At 73.3% G+C, this 14,121-nt stretch carries 14 protein-coding genes; 6 read left to right on the top strand and 8 right to left on the bottom strand.

All coding sequences use genetic code 11. The annotated features are described in order from the left end of the window. Positions 1-32: 32 nt before the first annotated feature. Positions 33-1,061 (bottom strand): zinc-binding alcohol dehydrogenase family protein, encoded by a 1,029-nt coding sequence (locus WFH25_RS10825; RefSeq protein ID WP_336697657.1) that lies wholly within the window; start codon positions 1,059-1,061, stop codon positions 33-35. 142 nt (positions 1,062-1,203) lie between these two features. Here WFH25_RS10825 and WFH25_RS10820 point away from each other — a divergent pair, with 142 nt between their 5' ends. Beyond that, positions 1,204-1,581: a winged helix-turn-helix transcriptional regulator gene (locus WFH25_RS10820; RefSeq protein WP_336697656.1), complete on the top strand. Its 378-nt coding sequence runs from the start codon at positions 1,204-1,206 to the stop codon at positions 1,579-1,581. A gap of 110 nt (positions 1,582-1,691) precedes the next feature. On the opposite strand, the gene WFH25_RS10815 is transcribed toward WFH25_RS10820, so the two are convergent. Further along, positions 1,692-3,143, bottom strand: coding sequence for an amidohydrolase family protein (locus tag WFH25_RS10815; protein WP_336697655.1), 1,452 nt, complete (start codon positions 3,141-3,143; stop codon positions 1,692-1,694). Further along, on the bottom strand, positions 3,140-3,754 hold the full coding sequence (locus WFH25_RS10810) for a nuclear transport factor 2 family protein (RefSeq protein ID WP_336697654.1): 615 nt from the start codon (positions 3,752-3,754) through the stop codon (positions 3,140-3,142). The genes WFH25_RS10815 and WFH25_RS10810 overlap by 4 nt, the downstream gene beginning before the upstream one ends. Before the next feature lie 101 nt (positions 3,755-3,855). Here WFH25_RS10810 and WFH25_RS10805 point away from each other — a divergent pair, with 101 nt between their 5' ends. The 4 genes from WFH25_RS10805 to WFH25_RS10790 all read left to right on the top strand — a co-directional run bounded on the left by WFH25_RS10805 (position 3,856) and on the right by WFH25_RS10790 (position 9,193). Further along, positions 3,856-4,599 (top strand): IclR family transcriptional regulator, encoded by a 744-nt coding sequence (locus WFH25_RS10805; RefSeq protein WP_229086713.1) that lies wholly within the window; start codon positions 3,856-3,858, stop codon positions 4,597-4,599. 122 nt (positions 4,600-4,721) lie between these two features. Continuing rightward, positions 4,722-7,445, top strand: coding sequence for a LuxR family transcriptional regulator (locus WFH25_RS10800; RefSeq protein ID WP_336697653.1), 2,724 nt, complete (start codon positions 4,722-4,724; stop codon positions 7,443-7,445). A 138-nt stretch (positions 7,446-7,583) separates the two neighbouring features. Further along, a complete protein-coding gene (locus WFH25_RS10795) occupies positions 7,584-8,300 on the top strand; it encodes an alpha/beta fold hydrolase (protein WP_071295148.1) in 717 nt (238 codons plus the stop codon). Positions 8,301-8,356: 56 nt separating this feature from the next. Then, positions 8,357-9,193, top strand: a complete 837-nt coding sequence (locus WFH25_RS10790) for an alpha/beta fold hydrolase (RefSeq protein WP_336697652.1) — start codon at positions 8,357-8,359, stop codon at positions 9,191-9,193. A 116-nt stretch (positions 9,194-9,309) separates the two neighbouring features. On the opposite strand, the gene WFH25_RS10785 is transcribed toward WFH25_RS10790, so the two are convergent. From WFH25_RS10785 to ppk2, 5 genes are all read right to left on the bottom strand, one after another. After that, positions 9,310-10,074, bottom strand: a complete 765-nt coding sequence (locus WFH25_RS10785; RefSeq protein WP_336697651.1) for a carboxymuconolactone decarboxylase family protein — start codon at positions 10,072-10,074, stop codon at positions 9,310-9,312. Between the two features lie 98 nt (positions 10,075-10,172). Continuing rightward, positions 10,173-10,796, bottom strand: coding sequence for a hypothetical protein (locus WFH25_RS10780; RefSeq protein ID WP_336697650.1), 624 nt, complete (start codon positions 10,794-10,796; stop codon positions 10,173-10,175). Continuing rightward, entirely contained in the window at positions 10,793-11,629 is an 837-nt protein-coding gene (locus tag WFH25_RS10775; protein ID WP_336697649.1) for an endonuclease/exonuclease/phosphatase family protein, read from the bottom strand. Before WFH25_RS10775 ends, WFH25_RS10780 begins: the two co-directional genes overlap by 4 nt. Beyond that, positions 11,626-12,441, bottom strand: coding sequence for a glycosyltransferase family 2 protein (locus tag WFH25_RS10770; protein ID WP_336697648.1), 816 nt, complete (start codon positions 12,439-12,441; stop codon positions 11,626-11,628). Before WFH25_RS10770 ends, WFH25_RS10775 begins: the two co-directional genes overlap by 4 nt. Before the next feature lie 72 nt (positions 12,442-12,513). Beyond that, positions 12,514-13,422 carry a polyphosphate kinase 2 gene (ppk2, locus tag WFH25_RS10765; RefSeq protein WP_070416884.1) on the bottom strand — a complete coding sequence of 303 codons (909 nt, stop codon included), beginning with the start codon at positions 13,420-13,422 and terminating at the stop codon, positions 12,514-12,516. 141 nt (positions 13,423-13,563) lie between these two features. Here ppk2 and WFH25_RS10760 point away from each other — a divergent pair, with 141 nt between their 5' ends. Then, positions 13,564-13,968, top strand: a complete 405-nt coding sequence (locus tag WFH25_RS10760) for a hypothetical protein (protein WP_336697647.1) — start codon at positions 13,564-13,566, stop codon at positions 13,966-13,968. The last annotated feature ends 153 nt before the right edge of the window (positions 13,969-14,121 follow it).

The raw sequence follows: 14,121 nt of genomic DNA, 5'->3' as shown, positions 1-14,121 counted from the left end.
TTGTTCCGTACTCGGTGGTGGGGGACTCGGGGTCAGAGCCCCGGCTCGTCGGTCACGACGACCTTGCCGATCACGCGACCGCTCTCGACGAGGGCGTGTGCCTCCCGCAGGGTCTCGGCCGAGATCGGTCGGAGCACGGTGGTCGCCGTGTGCCGGACCCGGCCGGCGTCGACGAGGTCCGCGACGGTGTCCAGGAGCTCGTGCTGACGATGCATGTCGGTGGCCTGGTGCAGCGAACGGGCGAACATGAACTCCCAGTGCCAGCTCAGTGCCTTCGACTTCAGTGCTACGACGTCGACCTGTTCGGGATCGTCGATCGCGACGATCTCCCCGAAGGGACGCAGCACGCGCTCGTACACGGGGAGCTGTCCTGCCGAGTTCGTGGTCAGGATCCACTCGATCCCGTCCGGCGCGACCTCGAGGACCTGTGCGGCCAGGTCCGCGTGGTGGTCGACGACGTCGTGTGCGCCGAGGTCCCGGACCCAGGACTCGCTCGCCGGACGTGACGCGGTCGCGATGACCCGCACGCCGGGCAGCAGCGTCCGGGCGAGCTGGATGGCCATCGAGCCGACGCCACCAGCGCCGCCGACGACGAGCAGGGTCCCGGTGGCGTCAGCACCGATGCGGAGCTTCTCGAACAGGCTCTCCCAGGCCGTGATCGCGGTGAGGGGAAGCGCTGCGGCCTCGGTGTGCGACAGGGTGCGGGGTCGCCGCCCGACGATGCGCTCGTCCACGACCTGCAGCTCGGCGTTGCTCCCGGGACGGTCGATGGCCCCGGCGTAGAACACGTCGTCGCCCGGAGCGAACAGGGTCACGGCGTCTCCGACGGCGCGGACCGTGCCGGATGCGTCGAAACCGAGCACACGGACGCCGCCGTCGGGTTCGGCACCGCCCCGGAGCTTCACGTCGACCGGGTTGACCGAGACGGCGCGGACCTCGACGAGCAGGTCGTGGGGCCCGGGAACCGGTTCGGGGATGGTCGTCGGCACCAGGCTGCGCGCGCTGGTCACCGGGAGAGCTGCGGTCTGTCCGATTGCTCGGACCTCGTTCGTCGTGGTCATGTCAGCACTCTGCACCCGGTGCTGTGGTTACCCGCAAGGGCCCCTGGTTACCCCGCGGTAACCATGGAATCCCTGATGGGCGGCAGTACCCATCGGGAATCGACCCCTTGTCGAAGGCCGCGGCGCGCGCTACCGTTCCGGTGTGACCTCCTCGACGAGCCACCCTCTCGAAGCGGCGCACGTGCTCGACGCCTGCGACCGGAACGACGTGTACGCAGCCGCTTGCCCCTGCCGCGAGATGCTCGACCTGCTCGCCAACAAGTGGACGGCGCTCGCGATCGGTGTGCTCGAGGACGGCCCGCAGCGGTTCGGGGAACTCCGGCGCCAGCTGCAGGGTGTGAGCCCGAAGGTCCTCTCGGCGTCCCTGAAGCGCATGGAGGAGGCCGGCCTGGTCGACCGCACCGTGTTCGCCGAGGTCCCGCTGCGGGTCGAGTACGCGCTCACACCGCTCGGTCGCGGTGCTGCCGCGCCGCTCGCGCACCTGCGCGACTGGGTGAACGAGAACGTGACGCGGCACTGAGACTCCTGACGGGCGATGCCATCACCCTGACGGAGCGCGCGCGTTGATGCGTGCCTCTGTCGGGGACACGCTTCGGCGGCCGCACGGCCGCACGGCCGTGCGGTGTCGGCTCAGCGTGCCCCCGGCGCCCCCGCCACCCGCTCGAGGATCCCGTCCAGCGCCGATCGATCCCAGAACGACCCCGCCCGGACCACCCCGTCGATGCGCCCCAGCGCCGTGTGACTCGCCATCGGATCGGCGGCGAGCAGCACCGCATCCGCCCGTGACCCGGGTGCCAGGCGTCCGGTCTCGGTCTCGAGCCCGAGGAACCGCGCCGCGTCGGACGTCGCCGTCCGGAGGATCTGCAGGGGTCCCAGACCGGCGTCGGCGAGGTACCCGAACTCGTCGTGGAGCGCGAAGCCCGGGATCACCCCCGCGGCACCGTCGGCATCCGTCCCGGCGAGCATCGGGACGCCCGCACCGGCCAGGAGCCCGACGAGGCGCAGTTGGGCCGCCCAGTGCGACTCGAGGGCGTCCCGGGTCGCCGTCGGGAGGCCGGCGAACTTCCGGCCGGACCGGTCCCACGAGCGGAGTTCCCCGGGTGCGATGTAGCGGCGACGGTCGTCGTGTCGGTGCTCGGGCGCGTTCGGGAACTGCTGCGTGTGCAGGCGGACCAGGGTCGGGCACTGCCAGGTCTCGTGCTCGACGAAGAGCGCTGCCAACTCCTGGGCGGCCTCCTCGTCGAACGAGTCGTCGGCGAGGGTGAGCGCGCGGGCGGACGAGTCCGAGGTCCTCGTGGCCGGGTTCACCACGATGCCGCGGATCACGCGACCGATGACGCGGTCCATGCCCGGCAGCCTGACGGTGGGGATCTTCGGCGTGCGAGCCGCTCCGACCGCGGATCGCACCTCGGCCTCGCGGGACGACGTCGCGGCGAACACGGTCGCGCCGGGCCCGAGGTGCTCGATCGCTCGCATGCCCCCACGTGACGCTTCGCGCGGGTCCACGTCGTTCGGGAGGTGTCCAGCGAGCGGGACACCGAGCCGACCTGCCTCAGCGAGTGCTGCGAGGAACGCATCGCGCCCGACGAGGGCCGCCTTGATGAAGTCGGCACCCTGGGCGTGCTGGTCACGGACGGTCGCGACGGCGGCCTCCGCGGTCGACGCGTTCACGGGGGTGAGGAGGTCTCCCGGCGTGGCGAGGAGCGCCGGAGCGCCGAGCGGTGCGGGCAGTGCACCCGCGGCACGGGCTGCCAGCAGGGCGGGCGAGCCGGACATCTGGCGGAACCCGACCACCCCGTTCGCGAGCATCAGTGCGTAGGCGCCGTCGACGTCGTCCGGGGAGTTGAGCGGGTGGGCGTGCATGTCCGCGAAGCCCGGCACCAAGAACCGGCCGCGTCCGTCGACGACGTGCTGGCCCGCGGCCGTCCCGGTCTGCGACGTGGCGGACACCGACGCGATGGTCGTGCCGGTGAACCGCACGTCCTGCCCGGCCGTGGCGGTCCCGTCGAGTGGGTCGACGACGGTGACGTCGCGGATGACGACGTCGTGGTCGGCGGTGGGTGCGGTGACGTAGCGGCTCATGCGCGGTCTCCGTCCCGGACGCCGCGATCGTGGCCGTCGAGCCAGTCCTGTTCGGCGGCTTCCACCGCCTCGACGGACCCGGGCCGGTCCGTGCCGGGCAGGTCGTCGGCGATGCGGTGACCGCTCGCCCCGAGGACCGTCGCGAGCCATCGGTACGACGGCCGACGGTCGTCGACCGCGACGGAGGACAGGTCCGGCACGGTGCCGGGAACGGTCGGTGTCACCGTGTCGGATTCGTAGACGCACGTCATCGCGGCCAGCCGCCAGCCGGTGCCGGTCCGGCGTGCGCGGTACAGCAGCCGGACGCGGGAGGCCAGGTCGACCTCGGCGCCGCCCAGTCCGGCGCGGACCTCGATGACCGCCGGTGCGGCGACGATCGCGCGGTCACCGAGGAGGTCGACGACCGGCGGGCTCATCCGGTGTGTGGCGGCCGTCCCACCGGCGGCCATCGCGATCGACCCCGCGACGAAGTCCCGCGCGCTGCCGTCGAACCAGCTGATGCGGACGCGGCCGTCCGGTTCCCACGCGTCACGCATGCGGTCCCACAGCCCGCGGTCCCGCCCCTGGCGTTCGCGCAGCACGAGCTGACTGATGTCGGTGACGTCGTCCATGATCTGCTCCTTCGTCCGGGGGCCGAGCGTAGGACGGCGCGAGAGCGGTTCGGCGAGGGTTTCCACTCAGCGGAAGACGGCGTCGGCGGTAGGGTGCAGCGGTGGGCGACACTCGCACGGGGACGGTCGGTCGGGCCTTCGCGATCCTGGGGTGCTTCGACGACCGCCACCCGACGCTGACGCTCAGCGAACTCGCGCGTCGCTGTGGCCTGCCCGTCAACTCGACGCTGCGGATCGCGCGGAGCCTGGTCGCCGAGGGCGCCCTCGAACGCCGGGCCGACGGCCGGTTCACGATCGGGCTGCGCCTGTACGAACTGTCGTCCCTCGCCCCGCGGGGCGTGGGGCTCCGCCAGGCCTCCCTGCCGTACCTCCAGGACCTGCACGACCTGACGGGACAGCACGCCATGCTCAGCGTCCGTGAGGGGGACGAGGCGGTCCTCGTCGAGCGCGTCTCGCCCAAGCGCGGGACCCGGAGCGTCGACTACCGGGTCGGCGGCCGGATGCCCCTCGCGGCGACCGGCGGCGGACTCGTCCTGCTCGCGTTCGCGCCCGACGAGGTCCAGGAGCGTGCGATCACGACGTTCGACGTGCGGACCTCGGTCGACGAGGTGACGTCGGCGGTCGAGCTCCGCCGGTACCTGTCGGCCGTCCGTCGGACGGGTGCCGCCGTCGGCTCGCAGCGGTCCCCGCGTGCCCTCGTCGCGGCGGGTGCGCCGATCCGGGACGCCTCGGGCGTCGTCGCGGCCCTCTCGATCGTGATGCCGGCCGGGCACGCCGAGCCGAGCACCGTCGTGCCCGCGTTGCACGCGTGCGCACGGGCGATCACGCGCGACGCGACGCGCTGACCCGCTCGCGCCGTGCCGTGGTCCGGCACCGCGTCGGACGGGAGGCGCGGTGCCGGCCCGCACCGCGCCTCCCGTCCGATGCCGACCCCTTCGCCGGCGCCCCCCGCTGCCATACTGGCGACATGACGATGGCGCAGCCCGTCATCGGGCGCGAGCAGGAGGGCTCCGCCCTGCGGGACGCCCTCCGCGACGTCCACGACGGCGGCTCCGCGTTCGTCATCGACGGTGAGGCCGGGATCGGCAAGTCGACGCTGGTCGCCGATCTGGTCCGCCACGCGACCGACCTCGGCGTCCGACGGCTCTCGACCGCGGGGACCCTCGCCGAGTCGGCCGAGCCCTACGCCGCGCTCCACCTGCTCCTGTACCCGTTGCGCAGCGGGATCGCCGACCTGCCCGCACCGCAGCGTCGTGCGCTCGAGGTCGCGTTCGGTCTCGCGACGGGGATCCAGCCGTCGCCGCTGCTCGCCGGGCTGGCGGCGCTGACGCTGGTCTCCGACGCCGCCTCGGAGGGCCCGATCCTGGTCGTCGCCGAGGACCTGCACTGGATGGACGCCGCGTCCGAGTGGGCGATCCGGATGATGGCCCGGCGGGTCGACCAGGACCCGATCGTCATGGTGATCACGACCCGGAACACCGAGACCGCGGACGACCCCGCGGTCCGGCGCCTCCACCTGACGCCGCTCGACGAGTCGGACGCCGGCCGCCTGCTCGACGCCGTCCCCGGGGCGCCGATGGGCCAGGCCCGACGCGACCTGGTGCTCCGCGCCGAGGGGAACCCGCTCGCGCTGCACGAACTCAGCCGCACGACACCGGGGGACCGGACGCGCGACCGTCCCGTGGTGGGCCGGGTGGAGCAGGAGTTCGCCGCGCGGTACGCGGAGCTGGACCACCCCGTCCGGCTGGCCATCCTCGCCGTCGCCCTGTCCGGCGGTACCGGCGCCGAGGAAGCCGCGCGGGTGGCCGCCCGGACGCTCGGGAGGTTCCCGCCGCCGACGTGGACGGAGCAGGCCTCGGCGTCGTCGCTGCTCGAGTGGGTGGCGCCCCGCGCGATCCGGTTCCGGCACCCGCTCGTGCAGTCGGCGGTCCTCACCGCCGCGTCGCCGACGGAGCGCACCGCGGTCCTGCGCTCCCTGGTCCTCGAGCACGACCACGACCCCGCGCGCACGGTCTGGTGGCGGGCCGAGCTGGCGACCGGCCACGACGACGACCTCGCGGACGAGATCGCCGCGATCGGCGACGAGCGGTCGGCGATGTCCGATCCGTTCGTCGCGAGCCGGGCGTACGAGCGCTCGGCCGAGCTGACCTCGGACGTCGCCCGACGCGTCGGCCGGCGGATCCTCGCGGCGGAGCACGCCGGGCTGTCCGGACGGCTCGCGGACGCCTCGCTCCTGGTGCAGCGAGCGTGTGACGAGGCACCCGACCGGCTCCTCGCAGCACGCGCGGCCTTCGTCGCCGAGACCCTGCCCACCGGTCGGACCGGGCTCGCGGTGGGCGACCTCGGGCCGGCCCTGCACGCCGTCTCCGAGATGCAGCAGGGCGGCGGGGTCGACCACGCCACCGCGGCGCTGCTGCACCTCGCCGCGATCGCCTGGGACCACACCGCCGAACCGGACCCCGGCGACCCGATGCTCGTCGTGGTCGAGGCGCTCGCCCTGCCGGACGACGACCCCCGCTCGATCCTGCTCGCGGCCCGGACCGAGCCGGTGGTGCGTGGCGACCGTGTGCTGGAACGCGCGCTCGCCGCCGCACCGACCGCCGAGGACGAGGGCTCCGCCTGGTACCTCGGGTACGCGCTCAACCTCGTCGGGGAGATCGAGACGGCTCGCGTCCTCCTCGACCGTGCCGTCCGGAGCATGCGGGCGCGTGGTGACCTGCGCACCTTCCCGCAGGCGCTCATGGGGACCTCGATGACCACGTTCCTCGGTGGGGACCTCGGGCGGGCGCGGGTCCTCGCCGAGGAGGCCTCCTCGCTCGGACGGGACCTCGGTGACGACGGCTTCACCGCCGCGACCCGGTGCGCGCTCGCGTGGTTCGACGCCCTCGACGGCAAGCAGCCGGACCCCGATCGGATCGCGGGCGGAACGGCTGCCGGGGCGCAGGTGCTCCGGTCGAGTGCGATGCGCGCGACCCTGCTCGGCGCCGCGGGGGCGGCATCCCTGGTGTCCGGTCGCGCGGCGGAGGCGCTCGAGTCCGTCCGGGCCCTGGCCGATCCCGACCACGACGCGTTCAACCCGACGTTCGCCGTCATCACCTCGCACGACTTCGTCGACGCCGCGCTGGAGTCGGGCAACCGCGCCGACGCCGAGCAGCGGGCGGCGGACCTCGAGCGGCTCCACGCCCGCTGGCACGCGCCGATCGTCCGCGCCGCCCTCGACCACGCGCGGCTCGCATTCGTCCCCGACGCCGACCTCGAACCGGCGTGGGCGTCCGTGCAGCACGAACGGTGGCCGGTGCCGTACGTGCAGGCCCGTGCGCTGCTCCGCCTCGGCGGCCGCCTGCGCCGGGCGGGTCGGCGGGACACGGCCCGTGCCGCCCTGCACGCCGCCCTCGAGCTGTTCGAGTCGATGCCCGCGCCGGCGTGGGCGGACCGGACGCGTGACGCCATCCGGGCGACCGGGCAGCGGGTGGCACCGGCGGGGCACGGCGGCGTCGAACTGCTCACGCCGCAGGAGCTCCGGGTCTGCACGCTCGCGGCACGAGGACTGAGCAACCGAGCGATCGGCGAGCACCTGTTCGTCTCCCCGCGGACGGTGGGGGCCCACCTGTACGCGGCGTTCCAGAAGCTCGGGATCTCGGCCCGGCAGGAGCTCGCCGCGGCCCTGGCGGCCGGCTCGTCCGGCGACTAGGTCATCCGGCAACGCATCTCGGTCACCGTGACCGATGTGCACCTCCACCGCGCGCCCCTAGCGTCGTCAGCGCCACCAGGCACCGCCCTCGACGAAGCAGGTCCGCGCCTCCCGCTGCGGACCCGGAAGGACCGCACCATGCCCGGATCACCCACCATCGTCCTCGTCCACGGAGCATTCGCCGACGCCTCCAGCTGGGCCCCGGTGACGAGGCTCCTCCTCGACCAGGGTCACCACGTCCTCGTCCCGCCCGTCTTCAACCGCAGCCTCTCCGGCGACGCGGCCTACATCCGGTCCTTCGTCGAGCAGATCGACGGACCGGTCCTGCTCGCCGGGCACTCGTACGGCGGCGCGATCCTGACCGTGGCCGGTGTCGCCGAGAACGTCGTCGGCCTCGTCTTCGTCGCCGCGTACGCGCTCGAGGAGGGCGAGAGCCTCGGGGCCCTGCAGGGCGGCTTCCCGGACAGCGACCTCGCCGCGAACCTCGTGTACGCGCCCTACCCCGTGGACGGCGGCGAGCCCGGCACGGACGTCTCCGTCGCCGTCGACGCCTTCCCCGCCGTCTTCGCGGACGGGCTCGCACTGGCCGAGGCGCAGGTGCTCGCGGTGTCGCAACGTCCGCTCTCCGCCGTCGCGTTCGGCGAGCCGGCATCGGCGGCCGCGTGGAAGACCAAGCCGTCCTGGGGCATCGTCTCCAGCGCCGACCACACCATCAACCCCGACGTCGAGCGCTTCGGGTACCAGCGCGCCGGCGTCCGCGAGGTCGTCGAGATCGACGCCCCCCACCTCGTGATGCAGACCCACCCCGCCGAGGTCGCCGCGGTCATCACCACCGCCCTCGCCGCGGTCAGCTGACCCCGGCCCCTCGACCGACCGACCGAGAACCACCGAACAACCACAGGGAGACCACCATGGGATACGTGACCACCGACGACGGTGCAGAGATCTACTTCAAGGACTGGGGGAGCCACGACGCGCAGCCGATCGTGTTCCACCACGGCTGGCCGCTGTCCTCGGACGACTGGGACGCGCAGATGCTGTACTTCCTGGCCGAGGGCTACCGCGTCATCGCCAGCGACCGCCGCGGCCACGGACGTTCGTCGCAGATCGGCACCGGCCACGACATGGACCACTACGCGAGCGACGTCTCCGCCGTGGTCGAACACCTCGACCTGCACGACGCGATCCACATCGGCCACTCGACCGGTGGCGGCCAGGTCGCCCGGTACGTCGCCCAGTACGGCCAGCCGCAGGGCCGGGTCGCCAAGGCCGTCCTCGTCGCGGCGGTGCCGCCGCTCATGGTCACGACCGAGGCGAACCCCGACGGTACCGACATCTCGGTCTTCGACGGGTTCCGTCAGGCGCTCGCCGCCAACCGTGCCGAGTTCTTCCAGGCCGTCGCCTCCGGCCCGTTCTACGGCTTCAACCGTGACGGTGCGACGCCGTCGGAGCCGGTCATCGCGAACTGGTGGCGTCAGGGCATGACGGGCAGCGCGCTCGCACACCACGAGGGCATCAAGGCGTTCTCGGAGACCGACCAGACGGAGGACCTCAAGGCCATCACCGTTCCGGTCCTCGTCCTGCAGGGCGACGACGACCAGGTCGTGCCGTACCGGGACGCGTCGCTGAAGCAGGCGGAGCTCCTCGCCGACGCCACGCTCAAGATCTACGAGGGGTACCCGCACGGCATGCTGACGACCCACGCCGACGTCGTCAACCCGGACATCCTCGCGTTCCTCCGGAGCTGAGCGCACCGACGCTGCGGACGCAGCGTCCCGGGCGGGGGGGGGGGGGGGGGGGGGGGGGGGGGGGGGGGGGGGGGGCGCCCCCCCCCCCCCCCCCCCCCCCCCCCGCCTCCAGTCCGTCACCGGTCCGTCGCGGGCGCCGCGTCGTCGACGACCGCGAGGCCGTTGAGGGTGCGGGGGTACCCGATGAACGGCACCAGGACGGTGAGCACGTCGAGCAGGTCCCGGCGGTGGTTGCCGACGGCGAGGTTGCCGGCGACGTGCCCGCGGACCTGCGCGTCGGCGCCCCCGAGGGCGACGAGCATCGCGAAGGTGACGAGCTCGCGGGTCCGGAGGTCCAGCCCGCCGCGGGCCACCGTGTCGCCGAAGCAGTTGCCGGAGAGGAACCGCTGGAAGTGCACCGTGTCGGGCGACGCCGCGTCGTACATCCGGTCGACCCGGTCGGCGCCGACGATCCGTCCCTGCACCTCGCGCCCGCGGGCCAGTCGCGTGTCGGGGTCGGTCGTGCGCTGATCAGGCAGGGGGAGCGCGACGCCGCGGGCGACGAGCGCGTCGTGGGTGATCGTGAGGAAGTCGACGGTGCGGGCGAAGCCGACGTAGGCGACGGCCTGGTACACGACCTCCTTCGCCTCGACGGGGGTGACCTCGTTCGCGAGCGCGGCTTCGAGGAGGACCGCGAACTCGGTGTGCGCACCGACGGCGATCGACGCGCCGAGCTGGACGAGGAGACGGTCGTGCCGGGTGATCGCGACGTCGCGCAGGGTCTCGTCGAGGGCGAAGTCGGCGAAGGACGCCGCGAACCCCGGGTCGGTCTCGGCGAGGGTCGAGGTGTGGTCCGGGAAGAGCTGGGCGTGCTCGCGCTGGGCTGCTGGGTTCGCTGGCATGCCCTCGACGCTAGGACCGGCGTCGCCTCCGTGGGAGGGGACGCTGGGACACCCTCCGACAGGGCACCCCTCCGCGAGCGCGAGCGGTCCGGATGGGCTCAGGACGACGGTCCGGCGACGACCCGACGGTCGCGCACGGCCCAGGGCAGCAGGAGCCCGGCGAGCACCCCGCCCCCGAGGTCGGCGGCCAGGTCCCCGATGGTGTCCTCGTAGCCGACGTAGATGGTCGGGTCGAGGTAGGTGTGCCCGAGGAACTCGAACATCTCCCAGACGGACCCGATCGCGAGCGACAGCACGCCGGCGACGACGACCGCCTGGGCCCGACCGACCCGGTCGCCCGCGCGCAGGACCCCGGTGTCGCTCGCGATCACCCAGAGCACCGCGGTCAACGCGGCGAGCAGCACGAAGTGCACGACCTTGTCCCACAGGAACACCGAGGTGTACCAGCCGAGGACGCTGCTCCACCCGGCGACGAGGGCCAGCGCGCACACGGCGGTGTCGACGGCGGGTCGGAGTCCGAGCACGCGGGGGACGACGACCCCGAGCAGTGCGAGCAGGAGCACGGCGAACGCGATCCAGCCCCACCCGATCGTGGCGACCGGCAGGCTCAGCAGCGTCACCGCACGGACGGCATCGGCGACGACCTCGGCGCCGCGGGGTCGGCGGAGGAACGTCGCACCGAGCCGGTCGATCACGCGGTGGTCCGCGGTGGTCGTGGTCACGCCGCCTCCCACCGGAGCACGGCCTGCACGGCGGCGTGGTCGGACGGCCACACCCCGCTCGGTCGGCGCGTCGACACGGCCGCCGCCGACACGGAGGCACGCACCCCGTCGGCACCGCGGGCCAGGATCCAGTCGATCCGGCGTCCGCCCCGCCGGGGAGCGCGGTACCCGAGGTGCGTGCCCCACTGCTCGGACGCGTGCGAGGCCGCCGCCGTCCAGGTGTCCGCGAGCCCCGCGTCGGTGAGGACCCGGTGCGGAGCACTGTCGGCGGGGGCGTTCGCGTCGCCGAGCACGACGACCGGGAGCCCGGCCTCGTCCGCCCACCGGACGAGGAGCTCCGCCGACCGCCGACGTGCCAGGGGCGATGCGACGTCGAGGTGCACGGACACGGCGAGGAAGCGCGTGCCGGTGACGCGGTCCTCGAGCTGGAGGCCGACGGCGATCCGGGGGAACAGGGTGCCCCAGGACCGGCTCCCGATCCGCTCCGGCCGTCGGGACAGCGCCCGGACGTGCTCACCGGTGACCCGCAGACGGTCGGTGTCGACGAGCATCCCGACGCGCTCCCCGTCGCCACGGCGCCCGCGACCCCGGAGCACCGCGGTCCACCGGGGCTGCAACCGTTCCGTGAGCCAGCGCTCCTGGTCGGGCAGGACCTCCTGCAGGGCGGCGAGGTGCGGGGACTCGGACCCGAGCAGCTCAAGCACGGCATCGCGCCGGTGCGTCCAGGCGTCGGGGTGGTCGGTCCGACGGTGCGGGACGCGTCGGCGGACGTTGAGGGTCAGGACGTGCAGGTCCGGGGCGGACCGCGGCCCGACGAGCGGGGAGTCGCTCACGACGCCGGCACCTCCTCGAGCGGTTCCACGACGTCCGGCCCGGGGACGCGCTCGGCCACGGCACCGGGCACGGCACGGGGCGTCGCCCAGCAGCGCCGCACGGCCCGGACGACCGGAAGGATCCGGAACCCGCCGAGCGCCAGTGTCCGGAGCGCCTTCCGCGTGCGCACGACCAGGCCGGGCAGGTCGCGGACGGGCTCGCCCGACACGGACATCACGAGGGAACGGTCGAGCACCACCGGCCACGCGGGATCGAGCTGCACGGACAGGTCGACGTCGTCGTGGACGTCGGCGTCGTACCGGTGCACGCGGGACCGGACGGCCTCCCAGGCGTGGCGCCGGATGACCAGGTTCGAACCGAACAACGGCGGCCGCCACAGTGCCGCCGTCATCAGGGCGAAGTAGGCGCGCATGTACGCCACGTGCCAGAACGCCCGCTCCAGACGACCGAGCCCGCGGAACTCGCCCGGTCCGGTCACCGCCACGACGCGGTCGTCGTCGAAGTGCCGGAGCGCCCGCTCGAGCCAGTCCGGACCCGGGCAGGAGTCCGAGTCCAGCCGGGCGATCAGGGTGCCCGTCGCCGCGTCGTAGCCCCGGGACGCCGCCGCGGCGATCGCCCGGACGGGTTCGTGCAGCACGCGGGCACCGGCCTGGGAAGCGACGGCCGCGCTGTCGTCCGAGCTGCCGTTGTCGACGACGACCACCTCGTCGGGCAGCCGCGTCTGGCGAGCCAACGCCGCGAGGCACCGGCGGAGCTGGTCCGCGTCGTCGAGGACCGGCACGACGACGGTGACGGTGTCGGGGCGGCGCATGCGACCACCCAACCAGGCCGCGCTCCGACCGCGCCCAGCGCTGCGGGCCGGCACCGCGCCTCCTGGCCGCCCCTACTCCACGTCGACGTCCCGCTTCCCGCGCCGGACGATGAGCGGATCGGGCCGGCCGATCACGTCCACCGCCTTGTCCGGGTAGTCGAACTGCGTCAGGAAGTACCGCATCGCGTTCAGGCGAGCGCGCTTCTTGTCGTTCGACCGGACGATCGTCCACGGTGCGTACCGCTTGCTCGTGCGGGCGAACATGGCGGTCTTCGCCTCGGTGTACTCGTCCCACCGGTCGAGCGAGAGCAGGTCGATGTCGGACAGCTTCCACCGCCGCACGGGGTCGAGCTGTCGGATCGCGAACCGGGTGCGCTGCTCGCGGCGGGTGACCGAGAACCAGAACTTCGTGAGGTGGATGCCGGAGTCGACGAGCATCCGCTCGAACTGCGGTACCTGCGTCATGAAGGACTCGTACTCGTCGTCGGAGCAGAACCCCATCACCCGCTCGACGCCGGCACGGTTGTACCAGGAGCGGTCGAACAGGACCATCTCGCCCGCCGACGGCAGGTACTGCACGTAGCGCTGGAAGTACCACTCGCCGCGCTCGCGTTCGCTCGGCTTGCTCAGCGCGACGACGCGGGAGGTCCGGGGGTTGAGGTGCTCCGTGAACCGCTTGATGGTGCCGCCCTTGCCCGCGGCGTCGCGACCCTCGAAGAGCACGACGGCCTTCTGCCCGGTGTCCTCGAGCCAGTACTGGCACTTCAGCAGCTCGATCTGCAGGTGGTACTTCTGGTATTCGTACTCCTCGCGGCCGAGGCGTTCGTCGTACGGGTAGTCGTCGCGCCAGGTCAGGACCGGGTTGCCGTACGGGTCGATGAGGTCCGGGTCGGCGGTGTGCCCGTCGGCGACGCTGTAGCCCTCGGTCCGGAGCTGCTCGATGTACTCCCGGATGGGCTGCGAGTACTGGGCCTTGTCCACGGGTCCTCCTCGTCGGTGTGCTGCACCCCCATCCTGGCGTGCGCTTCCCGGCCGCGTCCGCAGGGACACCGGACAAACTTCCGTCAGGGCTGTACGTTCACAGTGAGGTCGCTGGACGCGATCGCGGCAGAAGGAGCAAGTATGTCAGGAACAACCCCGTCGGGACGTCCGACCACCGTCACCGTCTCGTTCATCATCTGGCTGATCGTGGTCCTCGCGAACATCATCAGCGGCATCGTCGTGCTCGTCGCGGGCGGCGGTGGCGCGGCCGCAGCGAACGCCGTCGGGACCGGGCCGGTGGTCGCTGGCGCGATCATCAGCTTCATCATCGCCATCGTCGAGCTCATCATCGTCTTCAAGATGCGCGACGGCCGCAACTGGGCGCGCATCGTCCTGCTCGTGCTCGCGATCCTGCAGGTCCTCAACGTCGGTGTCGGCGCGGCGTCCGGTTCGAACGCCTTCGGCTGGATCGGTGGCATCGCGGTCATCGTCGCGACCATCCTCATGTTCGTCGGTGGCGCGAACGGCTACTTCCGCCGTCGCTGACGACCGGAGTGCGGGTCGCGACGCGACCCGATGACGGACGGGAGGCGCGGGGGCGGCGGGCACCCCGCCGCCCCGCCCGCTGCGGGGCGGGGCGGTAGCGGGCGCGGCCGTTAGCGGGGGCGTCCCTCTTCGGGCCCGGGCCGTCGCGGTCGG

It is taken from the genome of Curtobacterium sp. USHLN213, from assembly GCF_037144815.1.
Taxonomy (GTDB): Bacteria; Actinomycetota; Actinomycetes; order Actinomycetales; family Microbacteriaceae; genus Curtobacterium.
This window is presented reverse-complemented; position numbering and strand designations above follow the sequence as displayed.

Bases quoted from the DNA above. Each gene is read 5' to 3' on its own strand.
- WFH25_RS10825 (WP_336697657.1), bottom strand. From the start codon at position 1,061: ATGACCACGACGAACGAGGTCCGAGCAATCGGACAGACCGCAGCTCTC.
- WFH25_RS10815 (WP_336697655.1), bottom strand. From the start codon at position 3,143: ATGAGCCGCTACGTCACCGCACCCACCGCCGACCACGACGTCGTCATC.
- WFH25_RS10810 (WP_336697654.1), bottom strand. From the start codon at position 3,754: ATGGACGACGTCACCGACATCAGTCAGCTCGTGCTGCGCGAACGCCAG.
- WFH25_RS10800 (WP_336697653.1), top strand. From the start codon at position 4,722: ATGACGATGGCGCAGCCCGTCATCGGGCGCGAGCAGGAGGGCTCCGCC.
- WFH25_RS10795 (WP_071295148.1), top strand. From the start codon at position 7,584: ATGCCCGGATCACCCACCATCGTCCTCGTCCACGGAGCATTCGCCGAC.
- WFH25_RS10790 (WP_336697652.1), top strand. From the start codon at position 8,357: ATGGGATACGTGACCACCGACGACGGTGCAGAGATCTACTTCAAGGAC.
- WFH25_RS10785 (WP_336697651.1), bottom strand. From the start codon at position 10,074: ATGCCAGCGAACCCAGCAGCCCAGCGCGAGCACGCCCAGCTCTTCCCG.
- WFH25_RS10770 (WP_336697648.1), bottom strand. From the start codon at position 12,441: ATGCGCCGCCCCGACACCGTCACCGTCGTCGTGCCGGTCCTCGACGAC.
- WFH25_RS10760 (WP_336697647.1), top strand. From the start codon at position 13,564: ATGTCAGGAACAACCCCGTCGGGACGTCCGACCACCGTCACCGTCTCG.